7 protein-coding genes are annotated in these 22,319 nt (G+C 39.9%); 4 read left to right on the forward strand and 3 right to left on the reverse strand.

Annotation, left to right across the window (positions count from 1 at the left end):
• Positions 1-73: 73 nt before the first annotated feature.
• Positions 74-3,910: an ATP-dependent RNA helicase HrpA gene (hrpA, locus tag PVK70_RS03140; RefSeq protein WP_242504776.1), complete on the reverse strand. Its 3,837-nt coding sequence runs from the start codon at positions 3,908-3,910 to the stop codon at positions 74-76.
• Between the two features lie 236 nt (positions 3,911-4,146).
• Here hrpA and PVK70_RS03145 point away from each other — a divergent pair, with 236 nt between their 5' ends.
• On the forward strand, positions 4,147-4,473 hold the full coding sequence (locus tag PVK70_RS03145; RefSeq protein WP_130047922.1) for a TusE/DsrC/DsvC family sulfur relay protein: 327 nt from the start codon (positions 4,147-4,149) through the stop codon (positions 4,471-4,473).
• A gap of 27 nt (positions 4,474-4,500) precedes the next feature.
• On the opposite strand, the gene yccX is transcribed toward PVK70_RS03145, so the two are convergent.
• A complete protein-coding gene (yccX, locus tag PVK70_RS03150; RefSeq protein WP_130047921.1) occupies positions 4,501-4,773 on the reverse strand; it encodes an acylphosphatase in 273 nt (90 codons plus the stop codon).
• An 83-nt stretch (positions 4,774-4,856) separates the two neighbouring features.
• Between yccX and PVK70_RS03155 the strand changes: the two genes are divergently transcribed.
• From PVK70_RS03155 to PVK70_RS03165, 3 genes are all read left to right on the forward strand, one after another.
• On the forward strand, positions 4,857-6,260 hold the full coding sequence (locus PVK70_RS03155; protein ID WP_130047920.1) for a methyl-accepting chemotaxis protein: 1,404 nt from the start codon (positions 4,857-4,859) through the stop codon (positions 6,258-6,260).
• Positions 6,261-6,602: 342 nt separating this feature from the next.
• The gene (locus PVK70_RS03160; protein ID WP_130047919.1) at positions 6,603-8,564 is read left to right on the forward strand and encodes a methyl-accepting chemotaxis protein; all 1,962 of its coding nucleotides are present in this window, start codon (positions 6,603-6,605) and stop codon (positions 8,562-8,564) included.
• Positions 8,565-8,730: 166 nt separating this feature from the next.
• A complete protein-coding gene (locus PVK70_RS03165) occupies positions 8,731-9,921 on the forward strand; it encodes a class I SAM-dependent methyltransferase (protein WP_130047918.1) in 1,191 nt (396 codons plus the stop codon).
• A gap of 269 nt (positions 9,922-10,190) precedes the next feature.
• On the opposite strand, the gene PVK70_RS03170 is transcribed toward PVK70_RS03165, so the two are convergent.
• The gene (locus tag PVK70_RS03170) at positions 10,191-22,127 is read right to left on the reverse strand and encodes a retention module-containing protein (RefSeq protein ID WP_130047917.1); all 11,937 of its coding nucleotides are present in this window, start codon (positions 22,125-22,127) and stop codon (positions 10,191-10,193) included.
• Positions 22,128-22,319 lie beyond the last annotated feature (192 nt).

Below are 22,319 nucleotides of genomic sequence, written 5' to 3' on the forward strand. Positions count from 1 at the left end.
TTGCCGCTCTTTTTAATCTTATTTATAGTAAAGCAATTAATATGCCGGAATTACCTATAGTCTAGGGGATACCTTAGCAATCAGCAATGGCATTTTTGACTCGTTTATCAGAAACTGGATACGGTGTCCCAAGTTGCTGTGCAAAATAGCTCACTCGCAGCTCTTCAATCATCCATCGAATCTCTTTGACTTTATCTGGAATTGGTTGCCCTTTAGGAATTTTATTTAATAACTCTTTGTAGTCATTATTAATCCCTTCCACTTTAAGTAGATGCATTCGATCTCGATTAGGGTCAATTGGTAATTTTTCCATTCGACGCTCAATCGCTTTCATATAACGATGAATATCTGCTAATCGCTTCCAACCACACTCTGTCGCGAATCCTTTAAAGATAAGGTTCTCGATTTGTGCTTTGATGTCAGAAAGTGCAAATGCCATGCTTAAATCAACACGACCTTTTAACTTTTTCTGGATCTGGAACGCTGTGGTCAAAATCGTTTCAACTTGTTTTGCTATCTCAACAACCGTATCGCCCAGCTCAGCGCGAATGTACTCTTTCATTTTCTCGAATGCTTCAGGCTCCCACGCAAGGCCACCCTTCTCTTCGATTAATTTATCAATACCGCAAGCAATACAGTCATCAATCAGGTCCATTACTCGACCATATTGGTTAAAGTACAGCCCTAGTTTTGACTTATTTGGTAAATTGCTATGCAGGTACTTAATTGGCGATGGTACATTAAGAAGAATTAAGCGACGCTGGCCTGCCTTCATTGCATTATGTTGTTCTTCTTCTGTTTCAAACAGTTTTATTTCAACGCTGTCTTTACCATCAACAATCGCTGGATACGCTTTTACTTCAAAGCCACCACGTTTCTGCTTATAAAGCGTTGGCAGTTCACCAAAGCTCCATGTTTTAAGCCCTTTTTGTTCAATATCATCATCTGCAACTTGAGATAAGGTTTCTTGAACTTTGTCTTTTAAACCGTCTTTCAGCTCAAACAGATCGCGGCTTTCTTTTAATTTACGATTACGGTGATCAACCACTCGGTAAGTTACTTTTAAATGATCTGGAATTTGTTCTAACTTCCAATCTTCACGTAACACTTCTACCCCTGTCATACGACGTAGCTCTTTTTCAAGGCTGTCTAATAACGGTGCATCAAATGGCGTTGAACGAGATAAAAATGCATCTGCATAGTTTGGTGCTGGCACAAAATTACGACGAATCGTTTTTGGTAAGGACTTAATTAACGCAACAACCAATTCATGACGCAACCCTGGGATCTGCCAATCAAAGCCATCCATGGTTACTTGGTTTAAAATTGGCAATGGTACATGAACAGTGACACCATCGCTGTCTTGCCCCGGCTCAAACTGATAACTAAGTTTCAGCTTTAAATTACCTTGATGCCAGAAATTTGGATAATCAAGATCCGTTACATGGCTTGCGTCACCACGGAACAACATCTCTTTTTCAAAATTAAGTAATTCAGGCGTCTCTTTTTGTGCTTTTTTCCACCACGTATCAAAGTGACGGCCAGAAACCACCTCTGTCCCTACGCGTTGATCGTAAAAATCGGCCAATTGATCATCATCGACCAAGATATCGCGACGACGAGACTTATGCTCTAACTCTTCAACTTCTTGCAATAGCTTGCGGTTGTCTTTAAAGAATTTATGATTGGTATTCCAATCCCCTTCAACGAGCGCTGAACGAATAAATATTTCACGACACACAGGCGCATCAATTGAACCGTAATTAATCTGGCGCTTAGGTACGATTGGAATGCCATAAATGGTCACTTTTTCGTAAGCCATTACTGCCGCTGATTTTTTCGACCAATGCGGTTCACTGTAGCTTCGCTTAATTAAATGACCGGCTAATGGTTCAATCCACTCAGGTTGAATTTTTGCAACAATTCGGCCCCAAAGCTTCGAGGTTTCTACTAGCTCTGCGACCATTACCCATTTCGGTTGTTTCTTAAATAAACCAGACGCTGGGAATATATGGAAACGCGCATTACGAGCACCTTGATACTCATTCTTCTCTTGATCTTTTTGACCAATATGAGAAAGCATACCGGCTAAAATTGCCGTATGAACTCCTTGGTAGCCTGCTGCTTCTTGATTCACTTTATAGTTAAGCTCTTTCATTACTTGGCTTAATTGATAGTGAACATCTTGCCATTCACGTACACGTAAATAGTTTAAGAAGTCTTTACGGCATTGCTTTCTAAACTGATTACTTGAAAGGGCTTTTTGCTGCTCTTTTACATGCTGCCATACATTTACAAACGTTAAGAAATCAGAATCTTCATGGTTAAAGCGTTTATGCTTATCATCAGATTGTTGTTTTTTATCACTTGGGCGCTCGCGTGGATCTTGAATTGATAACGCAGCCGCAATGATCATGACTTCTTGTAGGGCATTGTATTTTGGTGCTTCTAATACCATACGAGCTAAACGTGGATCTATCGGTAAGCGGGCTAACTCTCGGCCTACTTTTGTTAGACGTTTTTTAGGATCTTTTGCATTAGCATTAATCGCACCTAGCTCTTCAAGCAGCTTTACACCATCTTGAATGTTACGATTATCTGGCGCTTCTACAAACGGGAAGGCTTGAATGTCACCTAAACCAAGTGCTGTCATTTGTAAAATAACAGAGGCTAAGTTAGTACGTAAAATTTCAGGATCGGTAAACTCTGGGCGGGCAATAAAGTCTTCTTCTGAATACAGACGAATACACACACCTTCCGACACACGACCACAACGACCTTTACGCTGATTCGCACTCGCTTGAGAGATCGCTTCAATTGGTAGACGCTGCACTTTAGTACGGTAACTATAGCGACTAATACGTGCCGTACCCGGGTCGATGACGTACTTTATTCCCGGAACCGTTAGCGAGGTTTCAGCCACGTTGGTTGCCAGTACAATTCGACGACCTGCGTGAGGTTGGAAAACACGATTTTGCTCTTGAGATGATAAACGTGCGTATAAAGGCACAATTTCAGTGTCTCGTAAGTTACGTTTTTCTAATGCTTCTGCGGTATCACGAATTTCTCGCTCACCCGTCATAAACAACAGAATATCCCCTAACCCTTCTTCACATAATTCATCGACGGCATCAAAAATGGCTTCAAGCTGATCTCTATCAGTATCATCGCCATCTTCAACAATTGGACGATAACGTGTTTCAACTGGGTAAGTTCGCCCTGATACTTCAATAATAGGTGCATTATTAAAGTGCTTTGAAAAACGTTCAGGATCGATGGTGGCCGAAGTAATGATGATTTTTAAATCTGGACGCTTTGGCAATAACTCACGCAAGTAACCCATGATAAAATCGATATTTAGACTGCGTTCGTGCGCTTCATCGATAATAATGGTGTCGTATTGATTTAAGTATCTGTCGTTTTGGATCTCCGCAAGTAAGATACCATCCGTCATCAATTTAACTTGAGTGCGTTCAGAGACTTGATCATTAAATCGAACTTTATAACCAACATGTCTACCTAGCTCGGTTTCCATCTCTTCGGCAATACGATCAGCAACAGAACGAGCAGCTAGACGACGTGGCTGTGTATGACCAATATTACCAAATTTACCTCGGCCTAATTCCAAACAAATTTTTGGTAACTGTGTGGTTTTACCTGAGCCCGTTTCACCTGCAACGATAACCACTTGGTTATTCGCAATTGCTTCTGCTATTTCGTCTTTCTTTTGACTAACAGGCAGATCTGGGTATTGAATCGTTGGACGATCGGCTTCACGGTTATTAGCAACCTGCATAGATTGTGCGATGTCTAATGCTATTTCATCAAACACGGCATTTCTTGATTCTTCTTTTTTTATTCGTGATGCGCCTTGAATGCGTTTACTTAGGCGAAAACGGTCACGCAGCATACATTCACTTAAGGCTTTTCTAAGTGTGGTTGCTGAATTTTGATTTGATTGACTCAAAATATATCCTACTGAATCTTTTATTATTCATTAACTGTGGTAATTCTATCACATTCTTTGTGTTATCTGCCTTTGAGAGATAAAAATCTGTTTTACTTAAATGTAATAATTCTCGATTGCTCGAACTGATATCTGTTTGCTAAACTCAATAGATTAATCCTAACCATTAAGATAGTTGTATGGAATTTAACGGTAAGCATATTGAACGCGATGCTCAAGGGTACTTAATGAATCATACCGATTGGTGTGAGGACTTAGTGCCTATGTTAGCTGCGGAAGAAAACATTGAATTAACAGAAGCGCATTGGGAAGTGGTTCGTTTTGTTCGCTCTTTTTATGAAGAGTTTAAAACTTCACCAGCGGTTCGCATGCTAGTCAAAGCAATGGAAAAAGAACACGGGCCAGAAAAAGGCAACAGCAAATATCTATTTACGTTATTCAAATTAGGCCCTGCAAAACAAGCCACTAAATTAGCTGGCTTACCAAAACCTGCAAAATGCCTATAATTGTTTATTTAAAAGAGTCCGATGGTTTTAATACATTTTAAAATCAGATAACGCTTGCCACTGGGTTTCAACTTGCTCAAGTGAATTGACACGAGCCAATTGAGGCCCAGATCTTAGCCATTCAGCTAACGCATTTATCTTTTCTTCTTCTCCACAAGCCAGCACTTCAACCGATCCATCAGCTTGATTTCGAGCATAACCAGTTAACCCTAGTTTCAATGCAGTATGTGCGGTATGAAAACGAAAACCAACCCGCTGTACTTTTCCCTTTACAGTAAATTTAACTGATTTTTGCGACATACTTCACCTATAAGTGTAATTCATACCAAATTTTTCTTAATTATGAGATATTATCAATTTCCCCTCATATATACGGATCTCATATGAAAGAATCAGCGTTTCGTTGGATTGACAAATACCTTATCCATCTAAAAATTCAAGAAAAGTTCTATTTACTTTTCTTACTTCCTATTATCGCCCTTTTAAGTCTAACAGCAATTATGGATTCTGCTGCTGATAGCATGATGGCTGAAACATTAGAGCATGAAGTTCAATTTATTGCTTCTATGTTGGAGCAACAACAAGTTTCTCGTCAAGATGCCGTCACCCTTTTGTCTCAATCAGCTGAGTTTTCTGTTGGCTCTGGCGAGCACAGTGCTGCTGTTAACTCTGGAAATTATAGCATCAGTGCTAATTCTAATGTGACGCTTTGGTCTGCATTATCTGCGTTACAAGTCTCTTTAATCATCGTGGTTTTATTAGTCATGGCTATTAGTGTTTATTACATTATGACCTTCATTGGCGGTGCGATGTTTGCTATGAATAAAGCATTAGAAACACTGGAGTCTGGTGATTTAACACAGCGTATGAACTATTTTCCTGTACGAGATGAGTTCAGTACTATTGCGATTACCATTGATAAATTAGCAGACCGTGAACAACAATTAGTATTGGCTATGCAAGAGTCAGTGGCTCTTATTCAGCAAATGAGCTCGGAATTAAGTCAAAACAGCCATAAAAGCTCAGATGCCTCTGACAAACAGTTAGCGCAACTTGACCTTCTATCTAGTGCAACAGAAGAGATGGCGACATCAATTCAAGAAGTGGCTAATTACACTCACGAAGCTTCTTCTCAATCTACAGATGCAATGGATTCGGCTCGCTTTGGCCAATCTCAGGTCGATTCTGCAGTACAAGCAATTCGTCATTTATCGGAAGAAATCAATCAAGCTGCACATGCGGTACAAGAGCTAGACAGCAATGCAGCCAAAATTGATGATGCCGTTGCAACCATCAACGGTATTTCACAACAGACAAACTTATTAGCCTTAAATGCTGCGATTGAAGCAGCCCGAGCAGGTGAACAAGGTCGTGGATTTGCTGTCGTTGCAGATGAAGTTCGTACATTAGCAAGCCGAACTCAACAAGCAACGGTTGAGATCCAAGCAATGATAGAAGCACTGCAAACAAACAGTAAATCATTATTAACACTAACATCGAATACGGTGAGTAATGCTGAAACTGGCCAAGAGTTAATGCAGCAGGTAAATAACGATATTTCAAATATTGCCGATCGTAATAATACAATAGCTCAAAGTAATAATGAGATTGCAACCGCGGCAAGCCAACAAGGCGAAGTAGCAATGAGTATTGCTTCCACCGTTGAAGACGTTCGTACTCAATCGAATCAAGTTCACCAAATGATTAAAGATTCTGAATCTAACATTGAGCAATTACGCTTAAAAGGCCAAGATCTAGAATTACTTCTTAATGGATTGAAAGCTTAAATCGCTAAAAATCCGACATCTTAATAATTTAATGCAGTAATAATTGATTTTATTACTGCATTTTTTATAGATAGTAAAAAAACTTCATAAGCACATCAACTAACCAAAACAAAAGTGTCAACTTTTTTTTGACGATATTGTACATTTCGTTACAAATACAAGGAAAACTCGCAAAAAAAATCAGATATAGATCACATTTAATTTTTTTATTTACTATAAATTCACAGCCAAGTTATTTCAGAGTGAAATGCTTGCTATCTGTACAATCCGATGGCTATATAGACAATATTTTTGATTATGTGAAAAACAAATAAAGATCAGCATATAATCAGGAGAGACCACGTGAACCAATCATTTTTAATAAAAACATCGCTCAACAAACCATTACTTACCTTATTATCAATTCCTGTTATCGTATCGTTAGTACTTTTCGCTATTGTTGCTTTTCTCATTAACTCACGCAATACGATAGTAGAAAATAACATTATACAAACAGGACAACGAGCAACATTAAGTTCCGAAATAGAGCAATTACGATTTTACTGGCAAGAAATCCGCGTACATAACCGAGATACTATGTCTGAAGCGGGTGATGAAATGCTTAAAGCCCAGATAGGCTTGCATGATGCTTTCGTAACTGCAGAACAGCATATTGAAACCTCAATTCTTACATCAAAGATGTTATCTCAAGATGGAAGAGCCGATCTTCAACGACTTCAAACATTATTTTCCGATTATGAAAGTAGTTTAAATATATCCATTGATCTATTAATTACACTACATCAAGCCTACCTAGACACACCAGAATTCTGGCAACCATTAATTAACACACTTACTTCAACAAGCCGTATTTACGGAAACGCTGAACCAGAATGGGATACTCTAAGCCTTTCGTTTTCTACCGATATCGAAAAATTCTATGATGCTTTAAGTAGAATTGTAGGTGGTCGAAACTTAGCAGAGCAAACGGTAGCAGATAAACATTTAGCAAGTATTAATGCTTTTTTAACCAAATATAATCATATTGAAGCAATCAATAATTTTAAAACTCAAACTTTTAGTCAATATGAAAATTTATATTATCTAGCTATTGATACAATTACCAAAACAAAGAATGAATCAAAACTGCGCAGCGCTATTGTAGGTGATGCGACTAAGATCATCTCTGCCACTGGTTTACGACAAATTAAGCATACTCAAAACTTAAACCAACAATCATTAAATGCAAGCCAAAACGTGCAACATACTCAGATTTGGTCATGGTTTGGTGCGGCTTTACTCTCATCAATTATTGCCTTCTTGCTAGCTCGTAGCCTTAATAGTGTACTTAGTCGTATATCAGCAACCATTTCAGCGATGGCTCAGCAGCATTTAGCCACTCCAACCCATTTATCTGGTAGTAATGAATTAGCTGTGCTTGCTATGAATTTAGATTCATCAATTAGTAATATGGCTAAAATGGTCAGCGCGGTAAGAGAGCAAAGTAACGATGTTGCTTCCTCTTCCACTGAGCTGGCTTGTGTTATGACACAAAGTTCGAGTAATGCTGAAGAGCAAAGCGCTCAAATTGAACAGATTGCGGCTGCAGTAACAGAGCTGTCTGCCTCTTCAAACTTAGTGGCAAGTTCTGCTAAAAACACTGAAGTGCGAGCAACTGACGCGGCGTCACTATGTCAATTAGGCCAAGAAATTGCAGAGCAAAACAAGAGCCGTGCGGATGATTTAACCGAGCAATTAACAGAGACTGCTCTGGTTGTTGAGAATTTACGAACTCACTGTGTAAGCATTGAAGAAGTTGCTACTGTAATTAATAATATTTCAGAGCAAACCAATTTATTAGCATTAAATGCGGCAATCGAAGCGGCACGTGCTGGCGAGATGGGCCGTGGCTTTGCTGTTGTTGCTGATGAAGTAAGAAACCTAGCAGGTAAAACACAGCAATCTACCGTTCATATTCAGAAAATCATTTCGGAACTGCAAGCGCATTCCGTCGATGCGAGTGAAAAAGTAGACCTATGCTTGGATACCATTACGGTAACTCGTGAAACTTCAATTCAATCTTATGAACACTTAACTGATATTAATACTGCAATTCAGTCTATTTATAGTAACTCGACTGAAATGGCATCGGCAGCATTACAACAATCTAATGCGGTTGAAGAGATCAGCGGTACTGTTGTTGGTATCAAAGATATTATTAATCAAAATGTAACGGGAATTGAGGAGTCGAGTAAAGCGTCGAACTTCTTATCTGAGTTGGCTGAGAAGCAACGCTCTCAGCTTGAGCTTTTTACAGTTAATTAATCACAAATAATTTACTTAGCATGGAGAGGTTAACCCCCTCTCCATTTTTCTGCCAATTCAATCTCTTCTTTTCAGTATACTTTCCATACCCTCTCTTATTATTCATTGCTTTTATGAGATAGTTCACAGAGAATAGCCTTCTATTTTTCGTAATCGAGCATCAAACATGACTGTTTCAATTTATTTAGCAAAAGGACGTGATAAATCATTACGTCGTCGTCACCCTTGGATCTTCTCTCGCGGTATTGACCGCATTGATGGGAAAGCAGAGCTAGGTGAAACAGTTGAGATCTATTCAAACAGCGGTGAATGGCTGGCTCGTGGTGCATTTTCTCCACAATCTCAAATTCGTGCTCGTGTTTGGACATTTGATAAAAATGAAGCGATTGATAAAGATTTCTTTGTTCGTCGTTTAAATCAAGCACAAGGCTTACGTGATGTTCTTGCTGAGCGTGAAGGTCTGACTGGCTATCGTCTAATCGCTGCTGAATCTGATGGTTTACCAGGCATTACAATTGATCGTTACCAAAATTACTTTGTGTGTCAGCTTTTGAGTGCTGGTGCTGAAGCGACTAAAGATTTATTAGTTGAAGCGTTAATCGAGAGCTACCCTGATTGCAATATTTATGAGCGTTCTGATGTTTCTGTTCGTAAAAAAGAAGGTCTAAAACAACGTACTGGCGTTCTACACGGTGAAGAGCCACCAGAGTCTGTAATCATTGAAGAGAATGGCGTTAAAATTAGCGTTGATATCGTCAATGGCCACAAAACAGGCTTCTATCTTGATCAACGTGATAGCCGTGAGCGTTCATGCAAATACGTAAAAGACAAAACAGTACTTAACTGTTTCTCTTACACGGGTGGTTTTGGTTTGTATTCGCTTAAAGGTGGCGCTAAACACGTTATTAATGCGGATGTTTCTCAACTAGCGCTTGATAATGCGAAGAACAACACTGAAATTAATGGTTTTGATTTATCTAAAGCTGAATTCTTAAACGCTGACGTATTTAAGCTATTACGTGAATACCGTGATAACGGCACTAAATTTGATGTTGTTATCATGGACCCACCAAAATTCGCTGAATCTAAAAACCAGCTAACTGGTGCATGTCGTGGCTATAAAGACATCAATATGCTTGCAATGCAAATTCTTAATCCAGGTGGCACGTTACTAACATATTCTTGTTCTGGTTTAATGGATGCTGGCTTATTCCAAAAAATCATTGCCGATGCGGCACTAGATGCACACCGCACGGTACAATTTGTTGAACGTTTTGAGCAAGCAGCGGATCACCCTCTTGATTCAGCTTACCCTGAAGGTTTCTACCTTAAAGGTTTTGCTTGTCGCGTGGTGTAATTGCTCTGTAACGACATATAATACCAATCGTAGTAAATAACTGATCATCCTAACTGGTTAAAATGCTCGATAACTACGTTAAAATTTTTGATTGTAGAATAACTACTTATCATAAAATTTCGCCTTGTTCTCAAGCATTTTTCCTGCGTTATTTCTGATCACTTACTTACTGTGATTGGTATAATTCAAGCAACTAAGAACATTATTGATTAAAAAAGGCGAGATAGGTAACCCCTTCTCGCCTTTTTATTTACATCAACTAAACGCTATCAATCTACTTTAAACATGTTGAAATCATTATAGATCGTACTCAAAATATCTTGATCACTCATTGAGCCTAAATCAGAAATTCCAAGTGTTGTGCTATCAACACCTTGTAAGGTTATGTCGGTTTGATTTCCTAGATCATCAGTCACCGATAATACGGTTTGCGAATTACCATCATCAATATTTACATTAATGTGCTGCAACATATCATCCATTGTTGAGTTTGCTTGAATTGAATCAGGAAGTAACTCTGCTAAATCGAGAATATCAGCTTCATTATTAGCAGCTACTCCTTCAACGGCAAAATCAGCAATCGATGTTTGAGCAGGCGAAACCGAACTGCCTGCAATTTCATCTGCGAAATAGAATATATCGTTACCGCCACCACCAGTTAAAATATCATTTTGACCTGAAGCGTATAATACATTGTCTGCATCGTTACCATAGTTATCAGAGACGACTAGATGACCTGAATTTGTCAGAGCGTTAAGTTTTTCTTCATCTGTCATTGAGCCTGTTGGCTCTCCTGCTAATTCATCTAAAGTAATACCATCCACTACAATCGTTTGAACCGTATTGCCACTTTCATTTATGTATATCTCTGTATTACCATCAACTTCTGTAATCTGAATTTGAGAGGCTAATAAAGAGAGATCCCATACCGTTGTAATATCAGCAATATCACTTAAATCAATTTTGTCACTATTAAGGTCAAAATCTTTAATTACATCTCTTGCTAAATCACCACCAATAGATGCATTAGTCCAAGCAAATGTATCTGCGGTGCCTACATCAGATAAGTCTAATGGATTACCAAATAAGAATTCATCATTGGTAGTCCCTGTTAAAATATCTGAGCCCGATACACCTTGAATCACATTAGGAACAGCGACGGCAACAGTGATGACTTGTTGGGTAATCCCACCTTTTCCATCCGATGCTTCTACGATAAACTCATCTGTCGTATCAGCAGCTAGTGCCAATGTGCTGTCTTCAAGCAATACATATGTCCATAGCCCAGCAGCATTTATATTTAACGTTCCATAAGTACCTGTTGCTGATGAGGTAGAGGCAATTTGCCATGTGATTGGATCACTCTCTATGTCGGTTGCATTTAATTGGCCTGTAACCGTTTCAACAACGCCTTCTTTTACATCTGCAGTACTGGTTCCAGTAATTACTGGTAAGTCATTTTCACCGGTAATATTAATGGTTATTACTTGCTGGGTTACCTGACCTGTTGCATCAGTTACATCAATAATTAAAGACTCTTGTGCCCCATCAGCACCAATGGCTTGTGCTAATGTATTGTCTAAGTCGTATTCCCATTTTCCTGATGTTGGATTAACACTAAATGTTCCATAGGTAGGTACAGATGAAGTTGAAACACTATAACCAACATCCGTCCCCTCAGGGTCTAGATATTTAATTGTACCTTCAACATGCAATTCGCCATCCTCGACAACCGTTCCTGTCGTTTCTTGCGTTGCTCCGGCATCAACAATAGGTTGATCATCATGACCAGTCACACTAACGGTAATATCTTGAGTTACCGTTCCACCATTACCATCTGAAATTTCGATTGTGAATATTTCTTTTGCAATCGTATCACCTAGCACTTGTGCTTTATCGTTATCAAGTAAATAGGTCCACTCACCATTACCATCAACGGTTAAAGCACCATATAGACCTACAATATTACCTGGTGTTGTCGCTGTATTTGGACCCGATATAACCGTGTAAGAAAAACTGGTATCAGTTAAATCAATATCTGACACATCTAATTGACCAATAGCCGTTGCGGTACCATCTTCTTCAACACTTCCAATGATTACGCTCGATGCATTAATCGTTGGTGCATCATTTTCACCTGTTATATTGATAGTGATGACTTGCTGTATTGTTCCACCAGTTTGATCGGTTACTTCAATAGTATACGTTTCTTGAGTCCCTGCAGCGCCAATCTCTTGAGCTAACGTATTATCTAACTCATACGTCCATACGCCATTTTCATCTACAGCAAAGGTTCCATAAGGTGAAGTCGGTGGATTAATCACATTGTAATTGATTAGATCCCCTTCAGGATCCACATAAGAAACTTGACCTGTTGCAGTCAAGGTTCCATCTTCCACAACAGTGCCTTCCGTTACTTGAGTTATGTCTGTATTGATAATCGGATCATCATCTGTACCAGTAATATTCACGGTAACGTCTTGTGTAATTACACCGCCATTCCCATCATCGATTTGAATAGTGTACGTTTCTGTTATGGTTTCATCACCGATATCTTGTGCTTTATCGTTATCTAATACGTAAGTCCATTTACCATTTGCATCAACAGTCACCGCCCCATAAGCATTTGCTGGAGAAGTAATGACATCAAACTCAAACGTTGTATCTGAAATATCAATATCCGTAATATCTAATTGTCCAGATTGAGTCAAAGTACCATCTTCTTCAATATCAACAGAGAGAACACTAGTATTAATCACTTCAGGATCGTCATTTGTCCCATTAACAGTAAAGGTAATATCTTGCGTACTGCTTAAGCCATGTTCATCAGTAACTTTAACCGTATAAGTTAATTCTAGTTTTTCACCGACACCTAACTGCTGGATCTCTAACGCGGTATTATCAACAACGAATTTATAATCACCATTTGGTTCAAAGGTTAATGTACCTAAAGCATCACCGCTCAACACTTGCCATGAGTGTGTATCTAGTGTGTCTGGATCACCATTATCCCAATTACCTGTTACTTCAATAGTTGCTGGCGTTGTTGCTCCAACATCTTCAGTTAATTCAGGTGGTGTCGTTACGACTAGATTTGGCGCATCATTTTCACCATTAATGGTAATGGTAATGGTCATTTCAGAGCTAGCACCAAGTTTATCGGTGGCAATTATAGTGATGGTGTCAGTAAGGGTCTCACCTTTTGATAAGCTGTCTACCGTTGGATTTGTGCCATCAACCGTATAAGTCCATTTACCTGTTGCGTTATCAACAGAAACACTACCATAAGAACCTTGAGTTCCAGCAGATGCCGTAACAATATCACCCACATCAACATCTGATGTTACGAAGTTTCCAGAAGTAGAACTGCCGTCAGCCTCTTCAACTGAACCTGTGTCCATGCCCGAAATTTTAGGGATATCGTTTGTGCCGGTAATATTAACCGTCACTTGTTGAGATGTTTTTGCGCCATGAACATCTACTGCGAATACGGTAAATACTTCAGAAACAACCTCTCCTTCATTAAGCCCCTGAATATGTGCAGCATCATTGTCTAAGGTGTAAGTCCAAACACCATTAGCATCAACGGTAAAAGTACCGTAAGTACCCGTTAATGTTTTCGCATCAAAAGTAACATCGTCACCATTTGGATCAGTTACGATTAAGGTTTTAGAATCGGTTATTGTTCCATCTTCTTTTAGCTCCATGATAATTTGATCATCTTGAGCTATTTCTGGCGGTAAATTCGACCCGTCAATGGTTACTGTCACGGTTTCTGTAGACATTTCACCAGCGGCATCCTTAACTGTCACTTCAAAAGTATCCGTTAATGTTTCTCCGACACCTAACACTTTGACAGCATCTAAACTGGTGTCTAAGGTATATGTCCATTTCCCATTAATTAATACAAGACGCCCATAATCACCTTGGTTATCAGTTACACTCCAAGTGTGAGTATCACCGGTATCTACATCACCATCATTAAGGTTTCCTGATATTTTGCTATCGGAATCTATATTAGAGATAGTTCCATTCAACTGGCCTGATATCTCTGGCGCATCATTTGTGCCTGTAACCTCCACTTTGAAGATCATTTCTACCGGGTCGCCATTTTCATCAACAACCGTTTTACCAAACTTATCGACAACGGTAACGCTAAAGGTATCAGTAACCTTTTCGCCTTCATTTAGCTGTTGAACAGCTAACGAATCATTGTCTAAAACATAGGTCCAATTACCGTTGCTATCTAACGTTAAATGTCCATATGAACCATCACCTGTAACAAGGTTCCAAGTGAGATCTGGTGTTAAACCTGCAACATCATCTAACACCCCAGTTTGAGTTAATGGGCTTCCATCTTCTTTGAAATCAATATCTTCAATAATAGCAACCGCAGGAACGTCATCCGCTACACCAATTACATTAATATTTATTGTTGAATCTGCACTAACTGCACCTTTATCGTCTTCAACTACAACACGTACATACTCTTTTTCAATTTGATCTGGCGTTAAGGCTTGTACTAGTGGGTTATCATTATCAAGTACATACGTCCAGTCGCCTGTTGCTTGATTCAGTGTTAGCTCTCCATAAGTACCTTGGATTACTATGTTTTCACCACTTGAGTCTAAAGCTCCAATCTTATTTCCGTCGACATCAACTAAATACCATGTATGACTATCACATGTATCAGGATCAACGACTTCTAACTGACCAGAAACTTCAAGGATACTATCTTCAACCACCTCTCCTAACTCACCTGTTGGTGTGTCAGCAATAATCACAGGGATATCATTAGAACCTGTAATTGTGACATTAACTAAGACCTTTTCTGTTTTAGTTACAATAGTTCCATCAGGTTCAACACAACTAACTTGAACAGTAACAACCCACTTCTCTGTAACTTCTTGGCCTTCACATAATGAATCTACATACGATTTATCATCAGCAACGTTATAAACCCAATCACCATTGTTATCTACGGTTAATGAACCAAATAATCCACCATCAACCGAGGAGGTTCCATCGACACTGATAATTTCACAGCCACTAGGAAGATCTATCGTGCCGGAACTACCACCGCCGATTACATCTCCATCGCCATCAACACCTTCTTCTATTGAATCAATATTAATCGTTTCATCATAAGAGCCACCACCGCCGCCGCCTGGATCTGTGTTGCCTTCGATCGTAATTGTTACGTCGAACGGTTCAGAGACGCCACCATGTTTATCTGTTGCCGTAACCTGGAATGTTTCCGTTTTTATATCACCAAAATTCAATGCATTCGTATCTGGATCAGTGTTATCTAATAAGTAAGTCCATTGACCGTTGGCATCAATGGTAAAGATCCCATAAACACCGCTGCCATTACTTACTTGCCAACTGACAACGTCGTCACCTAAATCAATATCATCAGCAATCACATTACCTGTAACTTTAGTAAATTGACCATTAAACGTCTCACCATCAGGAAGAAAGTCTTGAGCATCTTCAATCACGGTTGCTGAATTATCACCTGACACAACAGGTAAATCATTAGTACCTATAATGGTGAAATCTATCTGTTCACTCGTAAATCCACCGTTAGAATCATGGACAACAGCAGTGAACGTCTCAGAAATCTTTTCACCTTCATTTAATGATTGAATAGCGGCTGAGTCTTTATTGATCTCATAGCGCCACGAACCATCAGCTTCTAAATAAAACGTTCCGTAGTTACCAACATAAGTTCGGTCTTCAAAGTTAGTTGTATCTCCAGCATCAACATCTGTGGCGATTAATTGACCAGAAACAATATCCGAGGAAACATCTTCTATGTATTCACCCGCTAAGCCTCCGGTGATCTCCGGTAGATCATTAGTGCCTTGAATGGTGATAACAATATCGTCCGTAGATTCTAATCCCATTGAGTCAGTTACCGTGACAGTAAATGTTTCGGTAAAAGTATCATTTGGACCAAGAGCTTGAATCGCAGCAAGAGAATTCATCAAGGTGTATGTCCAACGTCCACTAGAGTTCATCGTTAGCGAACCATATTGACCAACACCATTTAGCAAATTCCACGCATGGATATCGCCTACATCCGGATCAGAGCTATTTAATTGACCTTCAATTGTTGTCGTTTGATCTTCTATTACTGTTCCTGTTAATGCGCCACTCAGTGATGGAGCATCATTTGTCCCTTCAATCGTTATTTCAACTTCTTTCTCAGATACTTCCCCAAATGAATCCGTTACTTTTACGGTAATGGTGTCAACAAGTTCCGCACCTTCTTTTAAGCCATTAACCGTGCTGTTATTATTATTAAGAACGTAGGTCCAATGCCCATTATCATCAAGAGTAAACGTTCCATATTGTCCAGCAGAACCAATTATCTCCCAATCTAATGTATCCATAGAATCTAGATCGCCAGACTGTAAATCACCTGATATTTCATTTGGCGTTGCATCTTCTTTTATTTCACCGGTAAGATCACCGATAATGCCTGGAGAACTGTTTGTTCCTGCTATATCAATAATCACTTCAATTTGATTGGTGCCGCCATTTCCATCGTCCACTTCAACGACAAACTTATCTTGAACGATTTGTCCTGAAGAGATCCCGATTGTTGCAGGTCTTGAATTATCTAGTTGGTATGTCCACATTCCAGTGTTCGGATCAATACTTAACGCACCGTAAACACCCTCAGGTGTAAGGATTGACCATGTATGATCATCTAAACTATCGATATCCACAGCGGTTAACTCACCGGTTGCAACATCTTTTCCAGCTGTGCCCTCAATTGTACTGCCCGTTGTTGCACCCGCGATCGATGGTTTATCATTATCACCAATAACATCGATAATAATTTCTTTTGAGGTTGAAGAACCAAACCCATCAGTAACGGTTACCGTAAAGGTATCCTGAACTCTTTCCCCTTCAGATAATGACTGCACTGAACTTTTATCATTATCAAGAACATAAACCCATTTACCATTAGCATCTAATGTCAATGTTCCGTACGAACCTGTACTTGAATCTAACGACCATGTATGAGTATCACCAATATCTTGATCATCTGGATACAGTTGCCCATCAATCTCAGTAATCACAGAATCTTCTTCTATAATTCCAGTTAACTCACCAGATAGCTCAGGGGTGTCATTTGTCCCTTTTACTTTTACTGTCACTTCAACGGTATCAATTGCACCATATTGATCTTCGACTTGAATAATAAATTTTTCTTTTTCGGTTTGACCAGAAAGCAAGCCTTGAGTTGCTGCAAGAGAATTATCTATAGTGTATGTCCACTTACCATTAGTATCTAATGACAATGAACCATATAAACCTTGTGAATCGGTTAATAATGTCCATTCATGGGTATCTGTCGTATCAACATCACCATCAGTTAATTGCCCAGAAACTGACTCTTTATTACCATCTTCAGTAATCGTTTTTGTTGTTTTACCGCCAATAACGGGAGCATCGTTGGTACCTAAAACTTCAACAGTGATCATGATGGCGTTAGTTCCACCATTGCCATCATCAACCGCTATGGTAAATGTTTCAAATTCTTGTTGGTTCTCAGCTAATGCTTGAGTATCAGGATTTGATGGGTCTAATGCATAAATCCAGTTCCCATCAGCGTCTACCGTCATGGTTCCGTATTTACCGACACCACCCCCCTCGACAAGCCAAGTATGGGTATCTGTAAAATCAACATCAACTGCAGTTAATGCGCCCGTTGCTGTCGGTATAATGTCTTCGACTGCCGTACCTGTTGTTCTACCTGTAATCTCGGGTCTATCATTAGTGCCTATGATGGTAACTTCAACAGTATGCTGAGCATAACCGTTATTTCCATCACCAACGACTACAACAAAACTTTCAACAACCGTTTCATCTTTTGCCAGTAGCTGAGCTTCATCATTTTTAAGAACATAAGTCCATTTACCAGTAGTTGCATCAATAGAGAAATTACCTAATTTAGACTCATCTGCACCGATAACAAACCAATTATGAATATCTGAATCATCTACATCATTAACTATTAAGGTATCTGAAATCGTTTGAACTCCGTCCTCTATGACAGTACCGGTATCATTACTATCTACAACGGTAGGTAAATCGTTAGTTCCTTCTAGCGAAATAACGATTTCTTTTTGAGCCGTTCCACCTTGCCCATCATCAACCGTGACAATGAACTTATCTTCACCCGCCTCTCCCTCAGCCAATTTTTGCGTAGCATCTAATGCATTATTTATGGTGTAAACCCATTTACCGTTTGCATCAACAGTAATAGAGCCATAGGTTCCACTGGCTGGTTGAACATCCCATGTATGAGTGTCACTTAAATCAACATCATCAACAATTAATTGGCCTTCTGTGGTTTCAATTGAATCTTCTTTTACTGCTCCTGTAGCTTGACCCGATAATTCAGGTAAATCATTGGTTCCGTTAATAGTAATTTCAATCGTTTCTGTAATGACACCACCAGCACCATCACTTAATTCTACAGTATAGTATTCCTTTATCGGATCATCACCAGCACCAAGCGATTGAGCTGCATCATTATCTAAGGTGTATAACCAAACTCCAGTAGCTGCATCAAGCGTAAACTTACCGTAAGTACCCGTATCTGAACCAACGATATTCCAATTAAATGAACTTGTAGCGTCTTCATCTGTTGCAGTTAACGTACCTGTTGTTGTAAGTGTGATGTCCTCTGTCACTTCTCCAACCGTATCGCCACCAATTACAGGAACACCATTTGTACCAACCACAGTAATGACGATTTCAATTGTGTCGGTTCCACCTTGGTTATCATTAACCGTTACCGTGAACTTATCTTCTACACTTTGGCCTTCAATCAATTCTTGAGTAGCAGATAATGTGTTGTCTATGGTGTAAACCCATTTACCGGTGACAGGATCAATCGCAATCGAACCATAAGTACCGCTATTACTGTCTACACTCCAAGCGTGAACATCGATTAAGTCGACATCTTCAACGGTCAATTGACCTTCTGCTTCAGTTTGGGTTGCCGTATCTTCTTTTACTAAGCCTGTGGCTTGACCAGATACCACGGGGTCATCATTAGTGCCTGTTATTTCAATAGAAACTGTTTCGGTGGTTAAACCACCTTGGCCATCATCGACTTGAATTTGATATTCAACAGTATGAGTCTCACCATTAGCCAACGCTTGAACTTGTGAAGCGGTATTATTCAGGGTGTATTCCCATTTGCCTGAACCGTCAGCATTAGTCGAAACAACAATAGAACCATAAGGATCTGTATTTGAAGAAAGCAGTGTCCAAGTGTGTGAATCTAGTGTATCGACATCATCAACAAACAGATCGCCGCTTGCACTCAGAACAGTCTCTTCGGTTATATATCCAGAGGTTACTGATGATCCTGCAACACTCGGAAGATCATTGGTGCCAGTCACTTCAACAGTAACGGTATGTGTTACGGTACCGCCATTGCCATCATCGGCAACGATCTCAAAGGTTTCGGTTTTCACTTCGCCATTAGAAATAGCTTGAGTCACATCTAAGCCATTATCTAAGGTGTAAGTCCACTTACCTGTTGCATCAACGGTTAATGCGCCATATGTGCCTGCACCATCAGTCACTGACCACGCATGCGTATCGGTGGTATCTGCATCGGTTGCTTCTAATTGACCTTCTGCAACCCCTACGCTGTCTTCAACAACCGCACCAGTATCCGTACCACTGATGGTTGGGCCATCGTTTGAGCCTGTAACCGTAATAGTGACTTCTTGTGTATCGATGCCACCGTGGTTGTCTTCAACTTGAACCACATAGACGATATCCATCGTCTCGCCAACGCCCAACGCAATCACACTCGCTGACGCGGTGTTTAAATCAAATGTCCACTTACCATTCGCATCAACGCTGAACGTACCCAATTCATCATTACTGTTCGCTTCCACAGTCCACGTGTGCGTGTCTAATGTATCGACATCTTCTAGAGCTAAATCGCCGGTCGCACTTTCTGTTGCTCGGTGCTCTACCGCCCCCACAATCACGGATGTGTCTGTAATTTCTGGAATGTCATTGGTGCCAGTCACTTCAACAGTAACGGTATGTGTTACGGTACCGCCGTTGCCATCATCGGCAACGATCTCAAACGTTTCTGTTTTCACTTCGCCATTAGAAATAGCTTGAGTCACATCTAAGCCATTATCTAAGGTGTAAGTCCACTTACCTGTTGCATCAACGGTTAATGCGCCATATGTGCCTACACCATCAGTCACTGACCACGCATGCGTATCGGTGGTATCTGCATCGGTTGCTTCTAATTGACCTTCTGCAACCCCTACGCTGTCTTCAACAACCGCACCTGTATCGGTGCCGCTGATGGTTTGGCCATCGTTTGAGCCTGTGACCGTAATAGTGACTTCTTGTGTATCGATGCCACCGTGGTTGTCTTCAACTTGAACCACATAGACGATGTCCATCGTCTCGCCAACGCCCAACGCAATCACACTCGCTGACGCGGTGTTTAAATCAAATGTCCACTTACCATTCGCATCAACGCTGAACGTACCCAACTCGTCATTACTGTTCGCTTCCACAGTCCACGTGTGCGTGTCTAATGTATCGACATCTTCTAGAGCTAAATCGCCGGTCGCACTTTCTGTTGCTCGGTGCTCTACCGCCCCCACAATCACGGATGTGTCTGTAATTTCTGGAATGTCATTGGTGCCAGTCACTTCAACAGTAACGGTATGTGTTACGGTACCGCCGTTGCCATCATCGGCAACGATCTCAAACGTTTCGGTTTTCACTTCGCCATTAGAAATAGCTTGAGTCACATCCAAGCTATTATCTAAGGTGTAAGTCCACTTACCCGTTGCATCGACAGTTAATGCACCATAAAGGCCAGCACCGTCAGCTACCGACCATGATACCGAATCACCAGCATCAGCATCGATTGCTGTTAATTGTCCATCAGCAGAAGCGATTAAGTCTTCAACAACGCGACCTGTACTCGTGCCGCTAATCACAGGCTCATCATTAGTACCATTAATTGTAATAATAACTTCTTGTTGAGTAATACCACCATTACCATCATCAACTTGAATGGTAAATGTTTCAGTTACCGAGTCGCCCACACCAAGCGCTTGAGTCTGATCACGAGAATTATCTAGTGTATATTCCCAAACGCCATTATTGATAGTTAATACACCATACGTTGCATTACCACCTTCTAAAATAGTCCAAGTATGAGTATCAAGTGTATCTACATCAGCAACGGTCAATGTTTCACTCACTGTTGGATCTGCATCATCAACATCACCTTCAGTTAACTCTCCAATCGCAATGCCAGAAATAATAGGATCGTCATTGGTACCAACAATGGTTACTGTAACTTGTTGGGTTGATGTTAGGTTTCCACCAGCAGAAACGGATACTTCAAACACATCAGTAATAATTTGACCGTTAGCTAATGACTGAACTGATAAAGCACTATTATTGAGCGTGTATTCCCACTGACCAGTGGTTGGATTTAGAGAAAGCGTACCAAACTCACTTGTTGGGCTGCCTGTAATTGACCAAGTATAAGAAAGATTACTTTGAGGATTCGTTACTGCAAGTTGACCAGAAGAGTCTAAAACTTCATCTTCTTTAGTAAGGCCCGAATTATTAGGACTAATGATTGGAGTTGCAGGTGGATTGCTCGCATCGCCACCACTTAAATTATCAATGTATTCTTGATTATCATAAGAAAAGGCATTTGAAGTAGTGAAATTGGTTGTTGCGATATCTGAATAATAGCCATACTCAATAACAACAAAACCATTGTTTGCAGAACCACCACCTTCACCAGCCGCCGTCGCTTCTAAGATTTCAGTCGGATCTTCCCCTGCTAAAATTGCCGCCTGAATTGCGGCAATATCTAAACCATCTGTAGGTTGTGTAGGATCGAGTTCAACCTTTCCATCAATGGGTTGTATTTGAAGGGGGTCTTCAGGTTTCGTTTCATCGAGACAGCTCATGCAATTTTTGTCAATCGTGACCAGTTTACCATGTATTTGCACAGTAACTTTCGCCTCATAGTCAGTAAACAAGACCGAGTCTTTCTCAAGATTTTGTCCAACATTAACTTTTGTTGGAACCCCTGATTTATTTAACGAATAAGCATCGCCTTCAATTGTTTTAATCTCTACTTGAGAAGGTATAAGCGTCTCTTTCATGTAACCACCTAAAATCCATTTAACCGCATCAACAAATTAATTTCACTTTAGTACCTTAATCATAGGATACTATTTCTTAGAAAGACAAAATCACTAGAGTTAATTTGTTGTTATAAATTTATTACCTGCCCGTTTTATAGCATAGTTTTTGTCAAATTTAAGTATCAAAAATCTCATATTCCTTTATTATTT

The organism is Aliivibrio sp. A6, from assembly GCF_028765505.1.
GTDB classification, from domain to species: Bacteria; Pseudomonadota; Gammaproteobacteria; order Enterobacterales; family Vibrionaceae; genus Aliivibrio; species Aliivibrio finisterrensis_A.

Coding starts and splice junctions, on each gene's coding strand:
- hrpA (WP_242504776.1), bottom strand. CDS start 3,910: ATGCTGCGTGACCGTTTTCGCCTAAGTAAACGCATTCAAGGCGCATCA.
- PVK70_RS03145 (WP_130047922.1), top strand. CDS start 4,147: ATGGAATTTAACGGTAAGCATATTGAACGCGATGCTCAAGGGTACTTA.
- yccX (WP_130047921.1), bottom strand. CDS start 4,773: ATGTCGCAAAAATCAGTTAAATTTACTGTAAAGGGAAAAGTACAGCGG.
- PVK70_RS03155 (WP_130047920.1), top strand. CDS start 4,857: ATGAAAGAATCAGCGTTTCGTTGGATTGACAAATACCTTATCCATCTA.
- PVK70_RS03165 (WP_130047918.1), top strand. CDS start 8,731: ATGACTGTTTCAATTTATTTAGCAAAAGGACGTGATAAATCATTACGT.
- PVK70_RS03170 (WP_130047917.1), bottom strand. CDS start 22,127: ATGAAAGAGACGCTTATACCTTCTCAAGTAGAGATTAAAACAATTGAA.